Origin of the sequence: Mesorhizobium sp. M4A.F.Ca.ET.090.04.2.1, from assembly GCF_003999085.1 — a bacterium.
GTDB lineage: Bacteria > Pseudomonadota > Alphaproteobacteria > Rhizobiales > Rhizobiaceae > Mesorhizobium.
In genome coordinates, this window is sequence record NZ_RZOT01000023.1 from 1 (window position 1) to 22,455 (window position 22,455).

Below are 22,455 nucleotides of genomic sequence, written 5' to 3' on the forward strand. Positions count from 1 at the left end.
GAATAACTTGGCCAAGTGAGTGATTCGGGGGTGAGTTATGGCAATCCCCTCTGCGACAAAGAACGATTCGCCCAAAATCGGCCTCAAAAAGGCACTACATTTCCTTACGTTGCTCATAGTTTGTCACAAACACGCCATAAAGGTGAATTTATGGGCAGGGTACGTTTATTATTTAGTCAATTCATGACGTGACTATTTCATCGTGATGGGAAATTGTGTGTTGCGCTGCAGCATTTTTTTGATATCGTGCCGTAAACCATTCGTTCAACGTATGGAGTTGCGGCATGAGGGATATTGCCAAGTCGGCCGATGCGGGTTTTTCGCACGCCGGCATTGATTTTCCGCCACCGATCGGCGGGCTTCTTAAGCGTGGTTTCGATATCGTCGGTTCGCTGGCTGGCCTGGTGCTGCTCAGCCCGCTGTTCTTGATGGTCGCGCTGCTCGTCAAGTTGTCGGACGGCGGGAGCATCTTCTATGGCCACAAGCGCATCGGCCGCGGCGGCCGGATTTTCCCGTGCCTCAAGTTCCGCACCATGGTGCAAGACGGCGAGCGGGTTCTGGCCGCACATCTTGCCGCCAATCCGGAAGCCAATGCCGAGTGGATCGCGACGCGCAAGCTGAAGAACGACCCGCGCGTCACGCGCGTCGGCCAGGTGCTGCGAAAACTCAGCCTCGACGAACTGCCCCAGATCATCAACATCCTGCAGGGCGACATGAGCCTGGTCGGGCCGCGCCCCGTCGTGCGCGACGAGCTGGAAATTTATGGCAGCGCCGCGGTCTACTATTTGAAGTCACGTCCGGGTCTTACCGGGCTGTGGCAGGTCAGCGGCCGCAACGACGTGTCCTATGACAGCCGCGTCGCCTTCGATCGTCATTATGTCGAGAACTGGTCGCTGTTCGAGGACATTCGCATCATCTTCAAGACAGTGCCTGCAGTATGGATGTCGCGCGGCAGCTACTGAGCCGCAAGGCCGGGCTCCGCAAGGAGCACGGCAGCCTTCGATTGGGACGCCGTCTCGCATCGGATCGGGCGTCCGGCAGCAAGCTCATCGGGCGATGGGGCAAGCGGATCGGAAACGTTCAGTTGAAAACAGACATATTCGGACTCCTTCGCGACAGCCGTCTGTCGCGCCCCATGATGCCGGCGCGGCTTGCTGTCGCCGGCCTTGCGCTTTTGCTGGCTGTCCCTGCCATGGCCGGCGACTATCAGCTTGGGCCGCAGGACAAGCTCAACATCCGAATCGCCGAATGGCAGACGGTCGAGGGCACGTTCCGCGACTGGTCGGCCATCAATGGCGAGTATTCGGTCGGCCCGGCCGGGACCCTGTCGGTTCCGTTCGCGGGAGAATTGCCCGCCGCCGGCAAGACCACCGCCGAGATCGCCGCGGTGATCAGCGAGACGCTGCAGCGTAAGCTGGCGCTTTCGGACAGGCCGGAAGCTTCGGTGGAAATGGTGCAGTTCCGGCCATTTTACATTTCCGGCGAGGTGCAGAGTCCCGGGCAATTTCCCTATGTGCCGGAACTGACCGTGCTGAAGGCGATCAGCGTCGCAGGCGGCATCCGCCGCAACGCGGAGAATGGCCCGCAGCAGGATCGCGACCTGATCACCGCCAAAGGCAACTACGACATCTACGACGACCAGCGGCTTCGCCTCGTCGTCAGGCGCGCCCGCATCGACGCCGAGCTCGCCGACAAGACGACATTCGAGGCGCCGAAGGAAGTCGCCGACGATCCGAAGGTGGCGACGATCGTCGCCGACGAGATGGCTGTGCTGACGTCCGATCAGAAGAAGCTCAAGTTGAAGCTGCAGGCGCTGGACGACCTGAAGAACCTTCTGCAGAACGAGATCGAGTCGCTGCAGAAGAAGATCGTCAACCAGCAGCGCCAGGTGGACCTCGCCAAGGAACAGCTCGACAGCGTCGGAGCGCTGGCGCAGAAGGGCCTCGTCGTGCAGACGCGGGTGCTGAATTCGGAACAGACGATCGCCGACCTGCAGGGGCAGATCCTGGACTACGAGACGGCGATCCTTACCGCCAAACAGTCGATCAGCAAGGCGACGCAGGACGCTACCGACGCCGAAAACACGCTGAGATCGAGCCTCGCCTCCGACCGCCAGCAAGTCGAAACCGACCTGAAAGAAGCAGAACTCAGGGTGGGCATGCAAAAGGGCCTGATGACCGTGGCCTCGGACCCCGCCACGCAGGCAGCCATGACCAACAGCGATCAACCCGCCCTGCTTTACGCGCTGGTTCGGGTGGTCAACGGCAAGACGACCGAGGTCGCGGCGACCGAGGATACGCCGGTGCAGCCTGGGGACGTGATCAAAGTGAAGCTGGCGCCGATGGCCAGCCAGTAGGCGATCGGCATGTATGGCGCGGGCGGACGCCGGCAAGAATTGAGAAGGCAGCCCCGCGGGGCGCAGGAGAGCCGCTGCAGAAGTCGCGCAGCGATCCGCTGATGAAGGCCACGAATGCAGCCGGCAACCCGTCACATCTACCTCAATCTCGACGCGTTGCGCGGCGTGGCGGCGATCAGCGTCATGCTCTACCACTTCTCGCCGTTCATCGCTGACGGCAAGGTGCTGCCGTCGAGCTATCTGGCTGTCGACCTGTTCTTCCTGCTCAGCGGTTTCGTCATCGCGCACGCCTATGACCGCAAGATCGAGAGCGGGATGGGGTTCGGCACCTTCCTGCTGGTCCGGCTGATACGGCTCTATCCGCTCTATCTGGCCGGCACGCTGCTCGGCGCCTTCTACCTGCTGATCAAGAACAGGCTAATGCCCGGCGAATACATGCCGTTGTCCGATGTCGCCCTGATGCTGACGACGGGCATGCTTTTCATCCCGCTGGTTGGCGACGCCTACCACACGATCGTCCCGCTCAACCCCGCATCCTGGTCGCTGTTCTTTGAATTGCTGGTGAACATCGCCTATGTGCTGCTGTTCCTCGTCCTGTCGAAGCGGGTGCTCTTGGGCCTGATCACCGGCAGCCTTGCCTTGCTTGTTCTTGCCGCGGTGCTCTCCGGCACGCTCGATTTCGGCATGACCGGGGCGACCATCGCCAGCGGCCTGCCGCGCGTTACCTTCTCGTTCTTTCTCGGCGTGTTGCTCTGCCGATCCATGGCGCACTATCAGGGGAGCCTCGGCTTCCTGCAGCGCGGCTACTGGGTCGAGATCGCGCTCGCGCTGACGCTGGTGATCTTCGCCATCGCGCCGGCAGGCGGCAGCGCACGCGCCGCCTATGATCTGATCTGCGTGGTGCTTTTGTTTCCGGTCATGGTGACGGTCGGGGCGGTGGCGGCCACCTCACCGCGCCTGTCGAAGCTCTACAGCTGGCTCGGGCGGATCTCCTACCCGATCTACATCATTCACACGCCGATGCTGATGATCATCGCTGGAGCGGGCAAGGCCGTCTCGATCGATCCGTTCGCTAATCATCCCTGGTTCGGCATCGCCATGGCGATCGTGGTGATCGTCATCTCCGACATTGCGACGCGCATCTATGATGAGCCGGTGCGGCGCTTCCTGCAGCGGCAGATGCAGCGCTCGCGCGCCATCGCCTGAACCGCCCTTCTCTCGCCGCCGAACCGGCGTCAGCCGCTTGCGGGCTTCGCTTCGTGGATCGCGACGCACGCGCGCTGCGGGCGAACCGCCGAGGGCGCCGGGCGCAGCTTGAACAGGCCGTAATAGACGATGAAGGAGGCGGTGAAATACGGGCCGAGAATCTCGACCTCGAAAAAGGAGCGGAGCAGCATGAGACCCACCGCGCCCGCCAGCACGACCGAATCGGCGCGCCAGTCGCGGAAGACCACCGACGAGACATGTCCCCAGAACGACCGCAGGATGACCATCGCGATCAGCGTCACACCGACAAAGCCGAGTTCGACCAGGGTCTCGATATAGGTGTTGTGGAAGTGGAAGCCGGTGCGGGTGGTGATGTAGAACTCGGCCCATAGCCGCTCGGCCTCGGCGAAGCCCTGCACCCAGTAGGCGGCGTAGCCATAGCCGAGGATCGGGAACTGCTGCGCGGCCTCCCATCCCTGCTCCCACAGATAGGTGCGTCCGGTGAGCGTCGAGTCCTTGCCGAAGATGCCGAGCACGAAATCGAGCAGGCCAAGATTGAGCGCGGCCATGACCGCGCCGACCAGCGCGCAGGCGCCGACCGTGAACAGCACCCGCCGATAGCGGCGCGACAGCACCTTGCTCACGGCGAGCAGAAGGACGACGCCGACGGCCGCCGGCAGCGACGCCACCGAGGTGGCGGAATGGGCGATCGCCAGCATATACAGCGACAGCAGGCCGATCGGCGCCGTCCAGACCAGGCTTTGCCAGCCGCGCCGGTAGAAGATGGCAAAGACAAAGCAGAAATAGAGGCCGAGCGAGGCGAAGAAGCCGACCTGGTTCTTGGAGCCGAAGGCACCGACGAAATTGGTGGTCCCGTCAATCGTGTCGAGCGCGTAGCCGCCGACACGCAGCGAATAGAGCAGCACGACGAAGATGCCGATCAGCGAGCCGACGACCAGCGTGCGGACACTGACCGTGCGCGCGGCGACATAGGCGCACAATATGTGCGAGAAATACTGCAGTGCCGCGCGCGCCGTTGTGCCGGGCGCATGCGACCAGAACACCGAGAAGCAGATGTAGGCGGCGAACAGCAGCGGCAGCCAGGCATCGGAGAGATGCCGCAGGAACCGCCGGTAGTCGACCAGGATCAGCGGCAGCCAGACTGCATAATAGGCGAGGATGAGCACCTTGCCGAAATTGGTGGAATAGGCAAAGGCGAAGACCGAGATGGCAACGGCGAAGGTGCCATAGACGGCATTCCTTTCCGGATCGATCAACAAGGACTTTGGAATCTTCATATCCCTACCGGATATCTCTTTCGCTGAGCCCTCGGGAGCGGGCTGTCAAAGGCCGGTGCGAAGCCCCGGGCATTCCCCGATCCGGGCTTCCATTGTGCAGTGCAATATAACTTACCGTCCTATCGCGCGGCACTCAACGACAAATGTTGTCGCGGGCAAACAAGTGCCCGAAAGCCATATTGCACAGACGCATGGCGCGAATGCGGCGACGGCGCGTGGTTGAGCCCTGGCCGGCGAACCCTGCGCGATGCCTGTTCCTACCACAGGGCGTCGCCGGTGATCTGGATGTTTTCCATGGTGATGCCCTGGCGGCGTCCGAGCACAGGAACACCGCGGGAACTGTTCCTGCAGTTCTTCCAACATCGGACGGAGCCATAACAGCCGGCATGTCATCGACGCCAGCTGCCGTTGCAATGGGGAAGGCCGTCCGCATACGCTAAGGTGAGTCGCTTTGCTGGAGGAAATGGATGGCCAAACCGCGAATCTTCCTGGGGTCCTCCGGAAAGCAGAAGAAGCTGTTGCAGGCGCTGACGCGCGGCCTCGAGGAGATTGCCCATGTCGAGCCCTGGACAACTGTTTTCAATCCCGGGACGACCACGCTGGGGCGCCTGCTCGAGCTTGCGCGCGAGGTCGACTTCGCCGCTTTCGTGTTCGCCCAGGACGAATGGACGAGCGCGAGCCAGCCGGAATCGGCCCCTACCGTTCCCGCCCAGGCTTCGCCGCGCGACAATGTGTTCGAGGCCGGCGGATACTTCACGACACGATCGGATACGAACTCGGAAGTAAATGCACGCACGTCCGGCGTCTATCTGCGCGCCGATCCGGAGGACGTGACCATCCTGGACGGGAACGACAATCAGCGTCGCATGGCGTTGATCGCGGAGCGGCTAAGCCATTGGACGTCGATCAAGAACCTCTAAAGCCAGGGCGCAGTGGTCTTCCCCCGACTGCCTTGCAGCGTCTCCGGCTGCTGATGCGCGCCGTTCGCCCCCACCAGGTTCTGGGCCGAGCCTGGAAGGCATGGCTGTACCGCGTCCGCATCGGGCAGCTGGTTCCGCCCAGGGCTCCGGCCACGCCGCTGCCGGCGCTTGGGAAGCACCGGACCTTGATCGTCTGCCACGACCCGGCCTTTCCACCGACATCGGGCGCCGATCTGCGGAATTTCGGCAATGCCACGGCGGCAGCTGAACTCGGGCGGGTCCGCCTCGTCTCGATCTGTCCGCGGACCGACGAAGCGCAGCCGCTCGACAGCAATATTGGTGTGGTTGCCCTGACCAAAGCGGGCGAAATGCGCGGCCCGTGGCTGGGCTGGCGGCGAGCCAAGGGCGAGAGCCGGATTCCACGCCGGGCGCTCGCCCGCCTCAAGGCGCTTGCCCGCGAGTTCCGCCCGGACACGATCGTCGTCGAGGGCATTGCGCTGTTCAGGTTGCTTCGGCCTTTGCGGCCGCTGACCGAGCAACTCGTCCTCGACATGCACAATGTCGAATCGAATCTCGCCGGACAGCTGGAACGGGCCCACGGCACCCTGGTCACCGCGCCTGATCTCAAACGCCTCGAACGAGAGGCCGCGAGGATCGTCGACAGGATCTGGGTCTGCTCGCGCCTTGACCGCGACAGACTCGAGCCATCGTCTTCCGGCACGGTGCCGATCGACATCGTCGCCAACGGCATTCCACGGGCCGAGGCCATTGCGAGGGTATTGCCGGCGCAGCCCGCATTTTCAGACGGCTTTCCAGTCATCCTGTTCGTCGGCCATCTCGGATACCAGCCTAACATCGAGGCCGCCGAACGGCTGGTCCGCAACATCCTGCCGCTCATCCGGCAGGCGCTGCCGCAGGCGAATGTTGTCCTTGCAGGACGCTCGCCTATGCCGGCCGTGCGGGCGCTGGCCGGTCTGGAAGGCGTTTCGCTCATCGAGGATCCGGATGACACAAGGCCGTTATTGGCCAAGGCTCACCTTTGCCTCGTTCCGCTTTCATCCGGCGGCGGCACGCGCATCAAGATCCTCGAGGCGATGGCCTTCGGCGTTCCCGTGCTGGCGACGCGGCTGGCGGCCGAGGGCCTGGACCTGGCCGAGGATGAAGAGGTGTTGCTGTCCGACGAGGACGAAAGGCTGGCAGAGAAGGCCATCGCGCTGTGCATGGACCCGCCCCGCATGGCCAGGCAGCGGACCCAAGCTCATGCAGCTGTGTGGTCACGGTTCGGGCCGCAAGCCATCGGCGATGCGGTTCGCCACGGGCTTCGGCTCGACGACGAGCACAAATGACGGCTGCCCCTACCTTTTGTCGACGATGACCGTGCCGGCAGACCTTGCGAAGTTCAAGGCCCTCCACGGGCCATGTGAACAGCCGGGCCCTGCGGCGTCAACGAGACTTCCGCCAGCGGCGCAGCTTGGTGCGCAGGAAGGAGACGCCGCCGAACGGCAGCGACGGCCAGCCCGGCGACAGGCCCTGCCCTTGCTGCATGCGCTGATGGACGAGCTCGGCCAGCCGGCATTTCGCCGGCGTTTCCAGGAGAGGCAGGCGGCTGGCGATCGACTCCGGCAGCGGTTGCGAGCGCCAGGCGAAATAGGCCTCATAGGCGCTGGGCGTCTCCAGCAGATGGCGGAGATAGGCGGCAAGCTCGGCCGGCGTGCCGAACGCCGTCGCGTCGATGTAGGAATTGGCAGGGACGAACTCGCCGACGTTGGGGGCGCCGAGATAGACCGGCACGCTGCCTGCACAGAGCGGATCGAAGATCTTCTCGGTGACGTAGTCGGGCGCGATCGAATTCTCCAGCGCCAGGCAGAAGTGATATCGCGCTATGGTCTCGATCTTGGTCTGCGATCCGAGATCGGGGCCTTCGATCTGTCGCGTGGGACGATAGCGGCCATAAGAATCGACGCCGATATGCCCGGCAAGCTCGGCTGCGAACGCCCCACGGCCGCTGAGATCGATGCTCGCGGACTGGAAACGCACCACCGGAGCGCTCTCGGTCTTGGAGGGTATCGCGCTGTTGCGTATCGCCTCCCACCAGCTCGCGTTCTGGAGATAGGGTGTCCAGATGTCCGATCCGGACTCGTGCGTCATCGTGAGATCGAAATGCCGCATAAAGCCGGGAGCGGCGGCGCGCGGATAGTTCTGCGGGTTCTCCATCGACCACGCGACCCATGTCTGGCCGGGATATTTGCGGGCGTCGCCGATCTCGCGGTAATCCGGAAGATGGAACACCACCGCCGCGGCTTCGGCAAGGCGGCGGCGGTCATTGGTCCATTCGACGGGCACCGCGCAAGCGGGGATGGCCGCTATGTCGACCGGCTTGCCGAAGAAGGTCGTGTAGAAGAGGATGAGCGGATGGCCTGACGGCATAGGAGACTTTCGGCGCGTGGGAATTTCTTTCATATACCCTTGCGGCCCGAGCTTGGGAAAGAACGTCCTTACCGCCGCGGCGGGCGGGCTCGAAGCGTCTCAGTCGTGCAGTTCCCTTGGGATCGGCGGACCGATCGAAAAATCCGAGAAGCTGACCTCGAAGCCTTCGCGCTGCGGCGAGCAGCACATCATGCCGACATCGACCGACTTCGACGGCGGGAAATAGGCGAGCCGCACTGGCTTCCAGTGGCCGTCGGCGGCGTCCAGATACTGGACGCGGATGGTCTCGGCGTGGCGGGTCAGGCGGATTCTGACGCCGTTGGGATCGGCAGCGATGCCGACCAGCGACCAGTCGGAGGCATCGTTGGTGACGACGACGGAAAAATAGGCGAGGCCGTCGGTGTACTCGATACCGGCCTTGATCCAGTGCGTTTCGCTCAGTCGCACCATCAGGCCGGCCTGGTCGTAGAGCACCCGATAGTCGCCCTTGACCGTGACCTCGGCGCTGAAATCGCCGGCGACCGGCCGATGGAGGAAATGGCCGTTGTCGCGCCGGAAGCCATAGAAGGTCTCGCGCCAGAAGTCGGTCTCCTTGCCGGTGCGCACCTGCACGGTGCTACCGGCAAAGGAATGATGCGGCGGCGGGTTGAGCCAAGTCAGGTCCGCATTCCAGTCTACCGTCGACATGCTCGCCTGCCTGGTTCGCGCTCGCGCCGTCGCCGTTTTAGTTAGCCGGCGAATGTATAGGCCGTCTTCACCGTGGTGTAGAACTCCATGGCGTAGCGGCCCTGCTCGCGCGGTCCGTAGCTCGAGCCCTTGCGGCCGCCGAACGGCACATGGAAGTCGACGCCGGCGGTCGGCAGGTTGACCATGACCATGCCGGCTTCAGAATTGCGCTTGAAATGCGTCGCGTGCTTCAGGCTGGTGGTGCAGATTCCGGAGGTCAGGCCGAACGGCGTGTCGTTGGCGACAGCGAGGGCCTCGTCATAATCCTTGACCCGGATGACGTTGGCGACCGGGCCGAAGATCTCCTCCCGCGAGATGCGCATGGCATTGCTGGCGCCGACAAACAGCGCCGGCTGAAGGTAGAAGCCCGGCGTCTCGCGACCCAGCCGCTCGCCGCCGAAGGCAAGCTCGGCGCCTTCCTGGCGGCCGATGGCGATGTAGTCCTCGTCCTGCTTCAACTGTGTGGCGTCGACGACCGGACCGATCTGGGTCTTGGCGTCGAGCGCATCGCCGACGACGAGCTTCTCCATGCGCTCCTTCAGCGCCTCGACGAAGCGGTCATGGATGCCATCGGTCACCACCAGGCGCGAGGACGCCGTGCAGCGCTGGCCGGTGGAGAAATAGGCGCCGTTGAGGGCGCAATCGACGGCGACCGCCAGATCGGCGTCATCGAGCACGACGAGCGGGTTCTTGCCGCCCATTTCGAGCTGGAACTTGCGCATGTGCTCGACGCTGGCGGCGGCGACGCGTTTTCCCGTGCCGACCGAGCCGGTGAAGGAGATGGCGTTGACGTCCGGGCTGTCGAGCATGGCCTGGCCGACCACCGAGCCTTTGCCCATGACCAGGTTGAGCACGCCCTTGGGCAGGCCGGCGCGGTGCAGGATGTCGACGATGGTCCAGGCGCTCTCCGGCACCAGCTCGGCCGGCTTGAAGACGATGGTGTTGCCGTGGGCCAGCGCAGGCGCGATCTTCCAGGCCGGGATGGCGATCGGGAAATTCCACGGCGTGATGATGCCGACCACGCCGACGCCTTCGCGGGTCATCTCGACGCCGACGCCGGGCCGCACGCTCGGCACCAACTCGCCCGACAGGCGCAGCGTCTCGCCTGCGAAGAAGTCGAAAAGCTGGGCGGCCCGGATCGTCTCGCCAATGCCTTCGGCGAGCGTCTTGCCTTCCTCGCGCGCCAGGCTGCGGCCGATCTCGTCCTTGCGGGCCATGATCTCATCGGACGTCTTCTTCAGCACCGCGTGGCGGGCGAGCGGCGCCGAGCGCGACCAGGCCGGAAAGGCCGCCTTGGCGGCGGCGATGGCCTGACGCGCCTCGCCTGCGCCGGCGGAGGCATATTCACCGACGACATCACCGGTGTTGGAGGGGTTGATGTTGCGGGAGCCGGCCTCGCCCACCCATTCGCCATCGATGAGGTTCTTACGAAACAGGGTCATGGTCTTTCCTTGTGAAGCTTTGCTGGCGGCCTTGTCCGCCGCGGTCATCTCTCAGTCAAGCCATTTATCAGACAAATGATGACAGCGAGAAGGCGGTCATGGACCGGAATAGCCGATGGCGCGGGCCGATGAAAGCCCGCGCCTGTCGCCTTGCCGAAACGGGATATGGGTGGTCAGGCCTGGAAGGTCCAGAACAGGCAGGCCAGCGTCGCCGCGGCAAAGACGACGAAGAACAGGCTTCTCAACAGGATATTGCGGCGCAGCTCGTTCATGGCGAAATGGGCCGCGACGATGGCGGCGACGAACAGGAACCGCCAGTTGACCAGCGCCCACGGCACGCCGCCCTGGCCGAAGGCCCATCTGGCGACGAGGGAGCCGACGATGGTGGCAAACAGCGCAACCGTCGCCCAGAACAGCGCGTCGGCGGCGTTGGTCAGCACGATGCTGGCGGCGCGCAGCGGCAGGATCATCATCAGAAGCGCGCTGAAGAAATAGACGGCGGCTAGCGGAATGAAGGAGCCGGCATCGGCGATGCCGTCGAGGCGTTTCACGCCGAAAGCGCCGTAGGGATAGCCGTGCCTGGCGACCGCCAGCGAAAGCGCCATGAGCAGAGCGGTGAGCACCGCGACCAACGCGAAAGTGGTAAGGGCCTTGCTCATGCCGTTCCTGCTCCTGCTCTCCGGGCCATGACCGGGGACGAATCAAACAGGGACGATCTTAATCGAATGCGCTCGTAAAATTACCCGCAAGCTTCAAGGCAGCGGTAGGTGCCAGCCAGAGCCTCAGGGCTTCTGCGTCGCCGTGACCAGCTCGGCCTTGCGCCGCGCCGTCTCCAGCCCGACCGCGATGAAGCGGCGGGCATGGCGGGCGAGCTCCATATTGTCTGTCCACAGATTGCGCCAGATGGCCGTCTTCTTCGACAGGTTCTCGTCGACGATCTCCGAGGAGAAGGATTCGAAACTGAGGTCGTCGCTATAGCCAATGGCGGTCAGCGCATCGAAGATCGCGGTGAAGTCGATGCTGCCGGTGCCGAGGAAGCCGCGATGGCTCTCGCCGATATGAACATAGCCGATTTTGCCGGCGGCGCTGCGGATGGCCAGTCCGGCATCGGCCTCCTCGATGTTCATGTGGAAGGAATCGAGGTGCAGGAAGATGTTGTCGGAACCGCTGTCCTCAATGAAGGCCAGCCCCTGCGCGGCGGTGTTGAGCAGATTGCTCTCGAAGCGATTGACGATTTCGATGTTGAGCGTGACGCCGGCGGCCTTGGCCGTCTCCGCCACTTTGGCCAGCGTTGCGGCGCTGCGGTTCCACTGGTCGCGCGTCGGCGCCTCGGTCTGCAGGCCGTGGCTGGTCGAGAGTATGCCGCCGACCTTCTGGCCGCCGAGATCGCGGGTGAGCGCGATGGTGCGGTTGAGGATGTCGACGCCGCGCGCGGCGCTAGCCTTGTCGGCACTCGATATATCGCCGTCGGCCGGCAGGCCGATGCTGATCGCGACGCCAAGGCTGAGATCGGCGATGCGCCGGGCAAGCCGACTGATATCGACATTGGCCGGATCGAGATAGGAGAACTCGATCAGGTCGAAGCCGGCTTCCTTCGTGTTGGCGAGCGTGCGCTCGAGGTCCGCCTGCGCCGAGCTCGCCGACCAGACGAAAGAATGGATTCCAATGCGCGCCATGATCGTCTCCATCTGCTCAAATCTTGCGAGCCGCAGTTTGGCTTCTGTCGCTCTCGGCGCCGATTGCGAGATCTCGCCAGCGATCACGATAGCCGGCTAACCCGGCAAAGTGCGCGGCATCAACGGGCTCCGGCGTTTCGGCGGCCATGCCTCGACCGGCGCTCTCGAAGGCGAGAGCGGCGGCGCCCGTGGCGCTGCCTTCCAGCGTGGCGCCCTGCAGGAAGGGCTGGCCGGGCCGTAGCTGCGCCAGCAGGCTGGCGAGCAGGCCGCCCGCGTTCAGCCCGCCATCGACGATGACGGTGTCTTTGGAATGGATCAGGTCGAGCGACAGATCGACCATCAGCGCCACATAGAGCAGCGCCACCGCAGCGCGTTCTTCTCTGTCGGGCGCGCCGCCGATCACTTCGCCGACGCGATCAGGCATCGGACCGCCCGGCGCGAAGCTGGGCAGGGCCATTATGCCGGCGTCGATCACCCGCTGTATCGAAGCCGGCGATATGGCGCCTTGCCAGCCGGCGCTGATCACCGCGAATTCGCGCCCACCCATGAAGCGGATGGTCGGCACCGGACCGCCGTCGACATCGACATTGACCAGCATGTCGCGGTCACGGTCGAGCACGTCCAGCGGACAATCGGGGTTGAGCACGACCACCCAGGTGCCGGTCGAGACCACGGTGAGCGATCCAAGCTGCTGCCGGCGATAGGCATGGAGCGCGGCATTCGAGTCATGGACGCCGTTGTGGATGGCGACCGGCCTGCCGGCCTTGCCGAAATGCTGCTCGCCGATGACAGCGCCGGCGCGTGCGAAAGCAGGCATGCGGCCGAGCCAGCTCTCGGCGTCGACCAGCGAGGAGAAGTCGCGCCGGCGCGGCGCCCACAGATGCGAATGGCAGCCGAGATAGGACACTTCCGAGACGGCGCGGCCGCCGAAACGCCAGCTCCAATATTGCGGATAGCCGAGGATCGATGTCGCCGAGGCGAAGGCGCCCGGCTCGACCTCGTTCAGCCACAGCATGTGGCGGCCATAGTTGAAGCCGAGCGGCAAGCGCGGCGAGAAGGTCTCGGAGAAATCCGGGATGCGGCGATCGATGCGCGCCGCGACCTCGGCAGGCGGCTCCTGCTCGTAGTCGAGGATCGGGTGCGTGAGCGCCGTATCATCGACCAAGGCGAAGGTGCAGCCATGGCCGGACACCATCAGCCCTTCGATGCCGTGACTGTCGACCGCTTCGTTAACGGCAGCGAGCGCCCAGTCATGCAGTGCCGCATCGTCGAGCACGCTGAAGCCGTCCCTGTGTGTCCAGATCGGCCTCGTGCGGCGCCCGTCGAGAATGCGCCCGTCTTCCCCGAAGACGAACAGCTTCGAATTGGTCTTGCCGAAATCAAGCACCGCCACTTTCACTGGACGGCCCCCGAGGCGGAGGCGATCCGCACCATGACGCCTGCATCTTCCAGCATACGCGCATCGGCGTCGGACAGGCCGTCATCGGTTACCAGCGTGCCGATGCGCGACAGCGGCAGCGCGACATTGCGGGCATGGATCGACAGCTTGCGGCTGTCGGCCAGCACCACGATCTGGTCGGCGCACAGGCTCAAATCGACGATCGAGCGGACCAACAGCGGATGCGATTCCAGCACGCCTTCCTGGCTGAGCCCCTGGGCGCCGACGAAGAACTTCGCGGCGTAGAAAGGTGCGGCCTGGGCGAGCGAGTGGATGATGCCGGGCTCGCGGTGAAGATCGCCGCCGGCGATGGTCAGGCTGCAGTTGCCATGGTCGCTGAGATAGGCAGCGAGCGGCATGGAATTGGTGAACAGGCGGATGTTGCGGTCGGCGAGCCTGACGCCGAGATGAAAGCAGGTCGAGCCGCCATGGACGATGACCGCGTCGCCGTCGCGCACCATGGTCGCGGCAAGGGCGGCGATCCGCCGCTTGGCCTCGACGGCGAGGTCGCGGTTCTCGTCATAGGGCCTGGCATAGGCGATGCCGGCCTGGGCTACACCGTCGAGCGCCGAGATGCCACCATAGACCTTGCGCGCCTCGCCAGCCCCGTCGATCTTGTCGATATCGCGCCGGACCGTCGCCGCCGAAACGCCAAGCCGCTCCTGCAGCTCGCGCACCGAGGCGAACGGGCGATCCCGCAAGATCTCGACGATCTGACGCTGGCGGCCGGAGTCGCTCAACTTTTCCTCCCGATGTCGCTTGGCGTAACTTACTCAAGCCCGATGGGAGAGCAAAGTCATTTCTGACGAAAGAAGATCATGATTGACGTAGATCGCTCGTATCTGCGATACCGACGTCGGCTCCCTTGCAGGAATTTCGAGCGGAAAGCACGACGCGGCCGGCAGTTGCGAAGGACAGCGACATGGCGCCATTGGCCATAGGCATCGACATCGGCACTTCCGGCGCGCGCGCCGTCGCCATGCGCCCGGATTTTTCCATCGCCGCGCGCGCCGCCGTTCCACTCGACCGCTTTGGCGCCAACAGCCGCGACCCTGTCGTCTGGTGGGCGGCGGTCGAGGCAACGCTGAAGGAATTGCTCTCCGCCATCGATCGCGCGGCGGTGCGTTCGATCGCCGTCGACGGCACGTCGGGCACCGTGCTGCCAGTCGACGCGGTCGGACGGCCGCTGGCCGAGCCGCTGATGTACAACGACAAGGTTCCGGTCGACACCATACTCGCCGTGATCGCCCGCGAGGCGCCGGAAGCAAGCGCCGCGCACGGCGCGACCTCGGGCCTCGCCAAGGCACTCTCTTTCCAGCGCCTGCCCGGCGTCGCCTGGATGCTGCACCAGGCAGACTGGATTGCCGGACAATTCTCGGGCCGCTTCGATGTCAGCGACGAGAACAACAGCCTGAAGACCGGCTACGATGTCGAGGCCGGCCGCTGGCCGGACTGGATCGACGCCACCGGCATGCGCATGGAGCTGCTGCCCGAAATCGTCAGACCGGGCAGCGTGACCGGCAGGCTCACCGCCGACGCAGCCGAGCGGTTTGGCCTTGCGCGCGACATCGCGGTGGTCGCCGGGACGACGGATGGCTGCGCCTCATTCCTGGCCACCGGCGCGACAGTCGCCGGCGAGGGCGTGACGGCGCTCGGATCGTCGCTGACCATCAAGATCCTGTCCGACCGGCCGATCTCGGCGCCGCGCTACGGTATCTACAGCCACCGGCTCGGCGACGCCTGGCTGGCCGGCGGCGCGTCGAATTCCGGCGGCAAGGTGCTCGCCCGTCATTTTTCGGTGGCGCGCATCATCGAGCTGAGTGCCGCGATCGATCCGGCGACCGAGACCGGCCTCGACTACTATCCGCTCGGCACGGCCGGAGAACGCTTTCCGATTGCCGATCCAACGCTGCCGCCGCGGCTGACGCCCCGGCCGGCTTCCGACGCCGATTACCTGAAGGCGATGCTGGAAGGCATCGCCTCTATCGAAGCACTGGGCTATCGGCGGCTTGCCGAGCTCGGATCGCCGAAGCTGACATCGGTGCGCAGTGTCGGCGGCGGCGCCGCCAACGCCGCCTGGACCGCGATCCGGCAGCGTAAGCTCGGCGTCGATTTCGTGCCGGCGCTGTCTGACGAGGCAGCCGCCGGCACGGCGCGGCTGGCGCTCAGGGGCGCAAACGAGGCGGGGCTGCTGTGAACGCGAAATTGGCCAGACATCTCGATGGGATTGAAGCGCTTGCCGAGCGCTACGACGTTTTCCTGCTCGACCAGTTCGGCGTGTTGCATGACGGGCAGCAGCCTTATGCCGGCGCGGTGGAAGCCCTGTCGGCGCTGAAGCGCGCCGGCAAGACAGTGGTGCTCATTTCGAACTCTGGCAAGCGGGCGGAGCCGAACGAGCGCCGCCTGAAGAAGCTCGGCTTCGAAGAGGCTAGCTGGGATCACTTCGTCTCCTCCGGCGAGGTGGCGTGGCGCGCCTTCCGCGACATGGCGGCCTCGGGCGCGCTGAGGGGCGGAACGAAATGCCTGCTGATCAGCCGCGACGGCGACCGCTCGGCGATCGATGGCCTGCCGCTGGCCCTGACCGATAACAGCGACGATGCGGAGCTGGTGCTGATTTCAGCCAGCGAAGGCGACCGCTACGATCTCGACCACTATCGCGCTCTACTCGGTCCGGCTGCGGCGCGGCAGGTGCCGTGCTTCTGCACCAATCCGGACAGGATCATGCTGACGGCGGTCGGACCGCGCTTCGGCGCCGGCGAACTCGCCGATCTCTACGAAAGCCTCGGCGGCAGCGTCACCCGCATCGGCAAGCCCTATCCGGCGATCTACGAGGCGGCGCTGGCGCTGGCCGGCAATCCGGATCGCGGCAGCGTGGTCTGTGTCGGCGACAGCATCGAGCACGACATCGCCGGCGGCGCCGGCGCAGGCGTCGCAACAGCGCTGGTGCGGTCGGGGATATTGGCCAATTTCACTGACCTCAGCGCGCTTTTCGACCGCCAAGGCGCGTACCCCGACTATACGCTGGACGCGTTCCACTGGCGCTGATCGGCCGGCTCACCCGATCCGGTTTCCATCTTTTGGATCGAACAGATGCAGCGCCGCCGGATCGGCCGACAGCCGCACAATGTCGCCCGGCCTAACGTTGCTGCGCCCCATGACGAAGACGCAGACCTGCTGGTTGGCGAGCCTGACATAGAACTGCGTCGACAGGCCAAGCGGCTCGACCACCTCGACCTCCGCCTTGAGCGCGCCATCGTCGACCAGCCTGATGTGTTCCGGGCGCAGCCCGATGGTGAGCGCATCGCTATCCTCCAGAGGCAGCCCGTCCGGCAGCCTGAGCTTCTGGCCGTCGGCGAGCACGGCATCGAGCTTGCCGGCCTTGGCGACCTTCGCCGGCAAGAAATTCATGCCGGGCGAGCCGATGAAGCCGGCAACGAAGGTGTTGACCGGCCGGTCGTACAGCTCCAGCGGGTGGCCGACCTGCTGCACATAGCCGTCATGCATGACGACGATGCGGTCTGCCATGGTCATCGCCTCGACCTGGTCGTGCGTGACATAGACCGAGGTGGTCTTGAGCTGCTGGTGCAGCGCCTTGATCTCGGCGCGCATGTGGACGCGCAATTTGGCGTCGAGGTTCGACAGCGGCTCGTCGAACAGGAAGACCTTCGGGTCGCGCACGATGGCGCGGCCCATGGCGACGCGCTGGCGCTGGCCGCCAGAGAGCTGGCGCGGCAGGCGGCCGAGGAAACTGTCGAGGCCGAGGCGCTTGGCGGCCGCGCCCACCCTGCCGTCGATCGTCGCCTTTTCGGCCTTCTTCAACAACAGGCTGAAGCCCATGTTCGACGAGACATCCATATGCGGGTAGAGCGCGTAGGACTGGAACACCATGGCGATGTCGCGGTCCTTTGGCGCGACATCGTTGACCAGCCGCTCGCCAATGCGGATCTCGCCACCAGAGACTTCCTCCAGCCCGGCGATCATGCGCAGCAAGGTCGACTTGCCGCAGCCGGACGGGCCGACCAACACGACGAATTCGCCATCGGCGATCTCGAGATCGACGCCGTGCAGGATGCGTAGCGAGCCATAGTCCTTCTCGACATGTTGCAGCGTGACGGAAGCCATTGATTACCCTTTGACCGCGCCGGCGGTGAGGCCGGTGACGAGATAGCGTTGCAGGAAGGCGAAGAAGATGCAGACCGGGATCAGCGCCAGCACCGAGGCCGCCATCATCTGCCCCCAGTCGACGGCGAACTTGCCGATGAAGGTGAGCAGGCCGACGGCGAAGGTCTTCTGGTCGTCGCTGGAGATCAGCATCAGCGCGAACAGCAATTCGCTCCAGGCGGCGGTGAAGACGAAACCGAGGGTGGCGCCCATGCCGGGCAACGTCAGCGGCACGATCACCCTGCGCATCGCCTGAGCGCGCGTGCAGCCGTCGATCATCGCCGCTTCTTCCAGATCCTTCGGGATGCCGTCGAAGAAGGACTGCATGAGGAAGGTGGCGAAGGCAGTGTTGAAGGCGGTGTAGATGATGATCAGCCCGGTCAGGCTGTTGGTCAGGCCTAGATCGCCCATGATGCGGTAGATCGGCGGGATGACCATGACCAGCGGGAAGGTCTGGGTTAGCAGCAGGAGAATGGCCAGTGTCGCCTTACCGCGAAAGGTGAAGCGCGACATGGCGTAGCCGGCGAGCGTGGCGATCACCGTCACCAAAGCCGCCGTCGATACCGAGACGATGACGCTGTTGAGGAAATAACGCGGGAAGTCGGAGGCTTCGAGCACGGTGACGAAGTTCTGGAATGTCGTTTGCGACGGCCAGAGGGTGATGCCTTCGGAGTATAGCAGGCGTTCCGGCGTCACCGAGATCTTCAGCGTCCAGAAGATCGGAAACAGCGCGAAGACCATGTAGGCGGCGATGGCGCCGTAAAGACCGATGCCGCCGGCGATGCGCGAGGAGGTGGAGCGACCGGCGATCATCAGACGTGCCTCACCAAGGTACGGCGGACGGCGATCAGCCCCACCGCATAGGCGATCAGCAACACTAGGAGCAGCACGGCGACCGCCGAGGCATAGCCCTTGTCCAGCGACTTGAATGCGCTGACATAAATGTAGACCGGCACCGTGCTGGTCGAGCCCGCCGGCCCCCCTTCGGTCATGACGAAGATCAGGTCGGCGAAAGTGGCGATCCAGATGGTGCGCAGCATGACGGTGATCACAATGGTCGGCGCCAGGAACGGCAACGTGACCTTGGTAAAACGTTGCCAGGGCGAGGCGCCATCTATGGCGGCGGCCTCATGCAGTTCCGACGGGATCGACTTCAGCGCGGCCAGCAGCGTGATGGCGAAAAAGGGAATGCCGAACCAGATGTTGGCGATGATCGGCCCCCACATGGCGGTGGCGGGATCGGACAGTATGTTGGTCGGCTCGGCCTTCAGCCCGAGTGCGAACAACCAGTGCGGCAACGGCCCGATGATCGGGTTGAACAGCCAGGCCCAGGTGAGGCCGGAGAGGAAGGACGGCACCGCCCAGGGCAGGAACACCACCGCCTGCACCACCTTGCGGCCGACGAACGGCTTGTCGAGCAGAAGCGCCAGGCCGAGCCCGAGGAAGAACTGGAAGAACAGGCTGGCGACGGTCCACCACAGCGTGTTGATCAGCGCCTGGCCAAGGACGGCGTCCGAGAGCATAGTTTGATACTGGCCGAGCCCGACATATTCCGACTTGAAGGCCGAGAATTTGCGGAACGAATAGCTGATGCCGATGATCAGCGGCACCAGAAGCACAACGACAAGCAGGACGATAGCCGGCGAAAGATAGAGCCAGGGCTCGATCGCGGTCTTGTTCAGCCCTCTCTTGCGCGGCCGGGCGGCGGATCGGATTTCGGACACTGCGTAGGTCATACGTTTTGGCTCTACGGTGGTGAATGGGTGCCGGCGGGCAAAACAGCGTCCTTCTCCCCGTTCACGGGGAGAAGATGCCGGCAGGCAGATGAGGGGCGGCGCGAACCTTTCGGGAGTGGGCGCTGCCCCTCATCCGGCCCTTCGGGTCACCTTCTCCCCGTGAAACGGGGAGAAGGAAAAAGCCTGCGCCTACTTCTTATTTTTAGCCAGCCAGTCCTGCTGCTCCTTGGTCAGGAACGCGGCCCACGCGTCGGCCGCCTCCTTGGCCGTCTTCTGGCCGAGCAGCACTTCCTGGAAGTTCTTGATCGCCACCTGGTCGACGAAGTTGCCGAGGTTTTCCAGATGCGTCGGCGGCGTCACCATTTCATATTTGGAGCTGTCGCTGAGCTCGGTGAACCAGCCCTTGAACTGCTCGGTCTTGAAATGGGCATCCTGGTCGGCGCCATTGTGGATCGGGACGACGCCGACTTCCTTGGCCCATTCCAGATTGTCCTTGGGCGAGAGCAGCGTCGCCATCAGCTTCCAGGCATCGTCTTTATGCTGCGAATTGGCGAACATTGCCCAGCCGGCATAGCCCAGCGTCGGATAGGACTTGCCGCTCGGTCCGACCGGCAGCGGCGCCACGGCGAAATCGTCGGCACTCATCTTGTCAGCGATGCCGAGCAGCGCGTCCGGATCCTGATTGAGCATGGCGCATGTGCCGGAATAGAAGCCGGTGACGGTCTCGTTGAAACCCCAGCTCACGGCGTCCTTCGGCGCCAGGCCGTTCTTGTACATGTCGGCCAGCATCTGCAGGCCCTTGACCGAGCCTTCGTCGTTGATGGTCGAGGTGCCGTCCTCGTTGAAGTAGCCGCCCTTGCCGGCGGCGATGTTCATGAACATGTGCATGCCGTTGAAGGCGCCCGGGCCGCCGCGCAGGCAGTAGCCATATTTGCCGGGGATGGCCGAGATCTTCTTGGAGTCCTCGACGAACTCGTCGAGCGTCGCCGGCGGGCCGTCGAGGCCGGCCTGCTTGAACAGCTTTTTGTTCCAGAACAGCGCGTTCACATAGTAGCCGTAGGGGATCATGAACTGCGTGTTGTTGACGGTCGAGCCGAACTGTTTGGCGCGGTCGCCGAGCGTCTTGGCGTCGTCCCACTTGGCCATGTAGGGACCGAGGTCCTCGAGCTGGCCGTTGTTGGCATAGAGGCCCATCCAGCGTTCCGGCATCTCGACAACGTCGGGCGTGTCGCCGGCCTGCACCATGGTCAGGAACTTCTCGAAGGCCTGGCCCCAGGGCAGCGAGACGAGCTCGACCTTGACGCCTGGATTGGCCGCCTCGAATTCGGCGATCTGCTTCTTCAGGAATTCGGTGCGCGGCGGGCTGGTGATGACCTCGACCATCTTGATCGTGCTGTCGGCCAGGGCGCCGCTGGCGGAAATCGCCAGGCCGGCGACGGCGGCAAGCATCAGCGTCAGTCTCTTCATGTTCAGGACTCCCATTTTGAACGCTCGGTTATTTTCTTGCTTTGTCGAAGGCCTGGGCGATGTCGGCCCAGAGATCCTCGACGCTTTCCAATCCGACATTGAAGCGGATGGTTCGGGGGCTGACGCCGAAGCGCGCCATCGAATTCAGGCCCGGCGTCTGCTCGAGCGAGGCCTTGGCCGGCACAACCAGGCTTTCATGACCGCCCCAGCTGACGCCGATGCGGAAGAATTTCAGCGCATCGACGAAAGCGGGAATGTCGACATCCTCCGTCACCTCGAAGGAGAACAGCCCGGCATAGCCGGCAAGCGTCTTCTTGCCGGGATGGTTGGAATAGGCGGGATGATTAACCCGCTCGACCTTGCCATGCGCCTTTAGCCGCTCGGCGAGGATGAGCCCGCTCTTCATGTGGTGCGGCAGCCTGAGCGGCAGCGTGCGCAGGCCGCGCAGGAGCAGCCAGCCTTCGAAGGGTGACAGTTTGCCGCCGAGCGAGGAATAGGTCTGCTCGTTGATGTGCCTGATATGCGCGGCGGAGCCCGCCACCACGCCGGCAACAGTGTCGCTGTGGCCGCCGAGATATTTCGAGGCTGAATGCAGCACAAGATCGACGCCGTGCGCGATCGGCTTCTGGAACACGGGCGTCGCCCAGGAATTGTCGATGGTGGTGACGATGCCTTGCTCCTTCGCGAGCCGCGTCAGATGGGCGATGTCCTGCAGCTCGAACATCATCGAGGTCGGGCTTTCCAGGTAAAGCAACTTGGCGCCCGGCAGCGCCGCCGCCACCGCATCCGGGTCGGAGCCGTCGACATAGTCGACCTTGATTTGCAAGCGTGGGAACAGCCGCTCGAACAGCCGGTAGGCATCGCCATAGCAGTTGCGCACGGCGACGATGCGCTCGCCGGCGCCGACGAAGGCGAGCACCGTGGCGCTGATCGCGGCCATGCCGCTGGAGAAGCCGCGCGCGGCTTCGGCACCTTCGAGGGCGGCGACGCGCGCTTCGAACTCCATCACCGTCGGATTGTCGCCGCGCGAATAGATCGGCTGGCGGCGCCGGCCAGCAAAGGTGTCGGCCATCTCGGCATAATTGGCGAAGGTGAACAGCGAGGTCTGGTAGATAGGCGGCACCACCGCGCCGCCGGGGAACGGATCGTCATGGGCCAGAAGCGTAGCCGCCTCGGCCAGATAGTCGCTGTTGGAAAGGCCCGGGTCGAAACCGGTGGGGTGCTCATTCATTTGCGGTCCGAAAGCTTGAGGTTGGCGGCGCCGCGCTTCAGATCGTCCTCGACGGTGGCGATGAGCTTCAGCGCCTCGGCCCGAGCTCCTTCCGGGTCGTGCGCGGCAATGCGTTCGTAGATAGTCCGGTGATAGGGGAAGCTGGCGTGGCCGAAATCGCGCACGCCGAGCGGGTGTTCCCAGAAGCGGTGGAACAGCTCGTGCATGGCGGCAATGATCTGCTCGAACAGCGGATTGCCGGAAGCGCGGTAGATCGCCTGATGAAACTCCCAGTCCTCGTCCGATGACATGCCGGCGCGGGTCTGGAAAGCCTCCTCCATAAGGTCGAGCTTGCGTTCGATCTCGGCGAGCTCGGCCTTGCCGGCGCGGAC

At 64.3% G+C, this 22,455-nt stretch carries 21 protein-coding genes; 7 read left to right on the plus strand and 14 right to left on the minus strand.

Going from position 1 to position 22,455, the window contains the following annotated elements:
* Window positions 1–284: 284 nt before the first annotated feature.
* From EN781_RS03395 to EN781_RS03405, 3 genes are all read left to right on the plus strand, one after another.
* A complete protein-coding gene (locus tag EN781_RS03395) occupies window positions 285–962 on the plus strand; it encodes a sugar transferase (protein WP_126056866.1) in 678 nt (225 codons plus the stop codon).
* 176 nt (window positions 963–1,138) lie between these two features.
* Entirely contained in the window at window positions 1,139–2,356 is a 1,218-nt protein-coding gene (locus EN781_RS03400) for a polysaccharide biosynthesis/export family protein (RefSeq protein WP_245492536.1), read from the plus strand.
* A gap of 114 nt (window positions 2,357–2,470) precedes the next feature.
* Window positions 2,471–3,562, plus strand: coding sequence for an acyltransferase (locus EN781_RS03405; protein WP_127399777.1), 1,092 nt, complete (start codon window positions 2,471–2,473; stop codon window positions 3,560–3,562).
* A gap of 29 nt (window positions 3,563–3,591) precedes the next feature.
* Here the strand turns inward: EN781_RS03405 and EN781_RS03410 are convergent, their stop codons facing one another.
* Complete coding sequence (locus EN781_RS03410; RefSeq protein WP_126056868.1) at window positions 3,592–4,860, minus strand: O-antigen ligase; 1,269 nt, start codon at window positions 4,858–4,860, stop codon at window positions 3,592–3,594.
* 467 nt (window positions 4,861–5,327) lie between these two features.
* Between EN781_RS03410 and EN781_RS03415 the strand changes: the two genes are divergently transcribed.
* Together EN781_RS03415 and EN781_RS03420 are read left to right on the plus strand one after the other, a co-directional pair.
* Window positions 5,328–5,780: a TIR domain-containing protein gene (locus EN781_RS03415; protein WP_126056869.1), complete on the plus strand. Its 453-nt coding sequence runs from the start codon at window positions 5,328–5,330 to the stop codon at window positions 5,778–5,780.
* The gene (locus EN781_RS03420; RefSeq protein WP_245455275.1) at window positions 5,756–7,126 is read left to right on the plus strand and encodes a glycosyltransferase family 4 protein; all 1,371 of its coding nucleotides are present in this window, start codon (window positions 5,756–5,758) and stop codon (window positions 7,124–7,126) included. Before EN781_RS03415 ends, EN781_RS03420 begins: the two co-directional genes overlap by 25 nt.
* Before the next feature lie 97 nt (window positions 7,127–7,223).
* On the opposite strand, the gene EN781_RS03425 is transcribed toward EN781_RS03420, so the two are convergent.
* From EN781_RS03425 to EN781_RS03455, 7 genes are all read right to left on the minus strand, one after another.
* Window positions 7,224–8,207: a glycosyltransferase family 10 fucosyltransferase gene (locus tag EN781_RS03425; RefSeq protein ID WP_127399778.1), complete on the minus strand. Its 984-nt coding sequence runs from the start codon at window positions 8,205–8,207 to the stop codon at window positions 7,224–7,226.
* Window positions 8,208–8,306: 99 nt separating this feature from the next.
* Window positions 8,307–8,894: a DUF1349 domain-containing protein gene (locus tag EN781_RS03430; RefSeq protein WP_127399779.1), complete on the minus strand. Its 588-nt coding sequence runs from the start codon at window positions 8,892–8,894 to the stop codon at window positions 8,307–8,309.
* A 41-nt stretch (window positions 8,895–8,935) separates the two neighbouring features.
* Window positions 8,936–10,375: an aldehyde dehydrogenase family protein gene (locus EN781_RS03435; protein WP_127399780.1), complete on the minus strand. Its 1,440-nt coding sequence runs from the start codon at window positions 10,373–10,375 to the stop codon at window positions 8,936–8,938.
* Window positions 10,376–10,548: 173 nt separating this feature from the next.
* Window positions 10,549–11,034: a hypothetical protein gene (locus EN781_RS03440; RefSeq protein WP_126056870.1), complete on the minus strand. Its 486-nt coding sequence runs from the start codon at window positions 11,032–11,034 to the stop codon at window positions 10,549–10,551.
* 123 nt (window positions 11,035–11,157) lie between these two features.
* Window positions 11,158–12,051: a sugar phosphate isomerase/epimerase gene (locus EN781_RS03445; RefSeq protein WP_126056871.1), complete on the minus strand. Its 894-nt coding sequence runs from the start codon at window positions 12,049–12,051 to the stop codon at window positions 11,158–11,160.
* Window positions 12,052–12,067: 16 nt separating this feature from the next.
* Window positions 12,068–13,450 carry a carbohydrate kinase gene (locus EN781_RS03450; protein WP_126056872.1) on the minus strand — a complete coding sequence of 461 codons (1,383 nt, stop codon included), beginning with the start codon at window positions 13,448–13,450 and terminating at the stop codon, window positions 12,068–12,070.
* The gene (locus EN781_RS03455; RefSeq protein WP_126056873.1) at window positions 13,447–14,229 is read right to left on the minus strand and encodes a DeoR/GlpR family DNA-binding transcription regulator; all 783 of its coding nucleotides are present in this window, start codon (window positions 14,227–14,229) and stop codon (window positions 13,447–13,449) included. The genes EN781_RS03450 and EN781_RS03455 overlap by 4 nt, the downstream gene beginning before the upstream one ends.
* A 182-nt stretch (window positions 14,230–14,411) precedes the next feature.
* On the opposite strand from EN781_RS03455, the gene EN781_RS03460 reads away from it, so the two are divergent.
* Together EN781_RS03460 and EN781_RS03465 are read left to right on the plus strand one after the other, a co-directional pair.
* Window positions 14,412–15,686 carry an FGGY-family carbohydrate kinase gene (locus tag EN781_RS03460; RefSeq protein ID WP_126056874.1) on the plus strand — a complete coding sequence of 425 codons (1,275 nt, stop codon included), beginning with the start codon at window positions 14,412–14,414 and terminating at the stop codon, window positions 15,684–15,686.
* Window positions 15,683–16,534, plus strand: coding sequence for a TIGR01459 family HAD-type hydrolase (locus EN781_RS03465; protein WP_126056875.1), 852 nt, complete (start codon window positions 15,683–15,685; stop codon window positions 16,532–16,534). Before EN781_RS03460 ends, EN781_RS03465 begins: the two co-directional genes overlap by 4 nt.
* A gap of 9 nt (window positions 16,535–16,543) precedes the next feature.
* On the opposite strand, the gene ugpC is transcribed toward EN781_RS03465, so the two are convergent.
* The 6 genes from ugpC to EN781_RS03495 form a co-directional block, all read right to left on the minus strand.
* Window positions 16,544–17,611, minus strand: a complete 1,068-nt coding sequence (ugpC, locus tag EN781_RS03470) for a sn-glycerol-3-phosphate ABC transporter ATP-binding protein UgpC (protein WP_126056876.1) — start codon at window positions 17,609–17,611, stop codon at window positions 16,544–16,546.
* Window positions 17,612–17,614: 3 nt separating this feature from the next.
* Entirely contained in the window at window positions 17,615–18,463 is an 849-nt protein-coding gene (locus EN781_RS03475; protein ID WP_126056877.1) for a carbohydrate ABC transporter permease, read from the minus strand.
* Entirely contained in the window at window positions 18,463–19,386 is a 924-nt protein-coding gene (locus EN781_RS03480) for a sugar ABC transporter permease (protein ID WP_127399781.1), read from the minus strand. The genes EN781_RS03475 and EN781_RS03480 overlap by 1 nt, the downstream gene beginning before the upstream one ends.
* Window positions 19,387–19,575: 189 nt before the next feature.
* A complete protein-coding gene (locus EN781_RS03485) occupies window positions 19,576–20,853 on the minus strand; it encodes a sugar ABC transporter substrate-binding protein (RefSeq protein WP_126056878.1) in 1,278 nt (425 codons plus the stop codon).
* A 28-nt stretch (window positions 20,854–20,881) separates the two neighbouring features.
* Complete coding sequence (locus EN781_RS03490; RefSeq protein WP_126056879.1) at window positions 20,882–22,084, minus strand: PLP-dependent transferase; 1,203 nt, start codon at window positions 22,082–22,084, stop codon at window positions 20,882–20,884.
* Window positions 22,081–22,455 (minus strand): FCD domain-containing protein (locus EN781_RS03495; protein WP_145965441.1); only part of this gene is annotated, 375 nt, incomplete at its 5' end. The genes EN781_RS03490 and EN781_RS03495, both read right to left, overlap by 4 nt.

What these genes read in the sequence shown, in the direction of transcription:
- EN781_RS03395 (WP_126056866.1), top strand. Translation starts at nt 285, where the DNA reads ATGAGGGATATTGCCAAGTCGGCCGATGCGGGTTTTTCGCACGCCGGC.
- EN781_RS03400 (WP_245492536.1), top strand. Translation starts at nt 1,139, where the DNA reads ATGCCGGCGCGGCTTGCTGTCGCCGGCCTTGCGCTTTTGCTGGCTGTC.
- EN781_RS03405 (WP_127399777.1), top strand. Translation starts at nt 2,471, where the DNA reads ATGCAGCCGGCAACCCGTCACATCTACCTCAATCTCGACGCGTTGCGC.
- EN781_RS03410 (WP_126056868.1), bottom strand. Translation starts at nt 4,860, where the DNA reads ATGAAGATTCCAAAGTCCTTGTTGATCGATCCGGAAAGGAATGCCGTC.
- EN781_RS03415 (WP_126056869.1), top strand. Translation starts at nt 5,328, where the DNA reads ATGGCCAAACCGCGAATCTTCCTGGGGTCCTCCGGAAAGCAGAAGAAG.
- EN781_RS03425 (WP_127399778.1), bottom strand. Translation starts at nt 8,207, where the DNA reads ATGCCGTCAGGCCATCCGCTCATCCTCTTCTACACGACCTTCTTCGGC.
- EN781_RS03430 (WP_127399779.1), bottom strand. Translation starts at nt 8,894, where the DNA reads ATGTCGACGGTAGACTGGAATGCGGACCTGACTTGGCTCAACCCGCCG.
- EN781_RS03435 (WP_127399780.1), bottom strand. Translation starts at nt 10,375, where the DNA reads ATGACCCTGTTTCGTAAGAACCTCATCGATGGCGAATGGGTGGGCGAG.
- EN781_RS03440 (WP_126056870.1), bottom strand. Translation starts at nt 11,034, where the DNA reads ATGAGCAAGGCCCTTACCACTTTCGCGTTGGTCGCGGTGCTCACCGCT.
- EN781_RS03445 (WP_126056871.1), bottom strand. Translation starts at nt 12,051, where the DNA reads ATGGCGCGCATTGGAATCCATTCTTTCGTCTGGTCGGCGAGCTCGGCG.
- EN781_RS03460 (WP_126056874.1), top strand. Translation starts at nt 14,412, where the DNA reads ATGGCGCCATTGGCCATAGGCATCGACATCGGCACTTCCGGCGCGCGC.
- ugpC (WP_126056876.1), bottom strand. Translation starts at nt 17,611, where the DNA reads ATGGCTTCCGTCACGCTGCAACATGTCGAGAAGGACTATGGCTCGCTA.
- EN781_RS03475 (WP_126056877.1), bottom strand. Translation starts at nt 18,463, where the DNA reads ATGATCGCCGGTCGCTCCACCTCCTCGCGCATCGCCGGCGGCATCGGT.
- EN781_RS03480 (WP_127399781.1), bottom strand. Translation starts at nt 19,386, where the DNA reads ATGACCTACGCAGTGTCCGAAATCCGATCCGCCGCCCGGCCGCGCAAG.
- EN781_RS03485 (WP_126056878.1), bottom strand. Translation starts at nt 20,853, where the DNA reads ATGAAGAGACTGACGCTGATGCTTGCCGCCGTCGCCGGCCTGGCGATT.
- EN781_RS03490 (WP_126056879.1), bottom strand. Translation starts at nt 22,084, where the DNA reads ATGAATGAGCACCCCACCGGTTTCGACCCGGGCCTTTCCAACAGCGAC.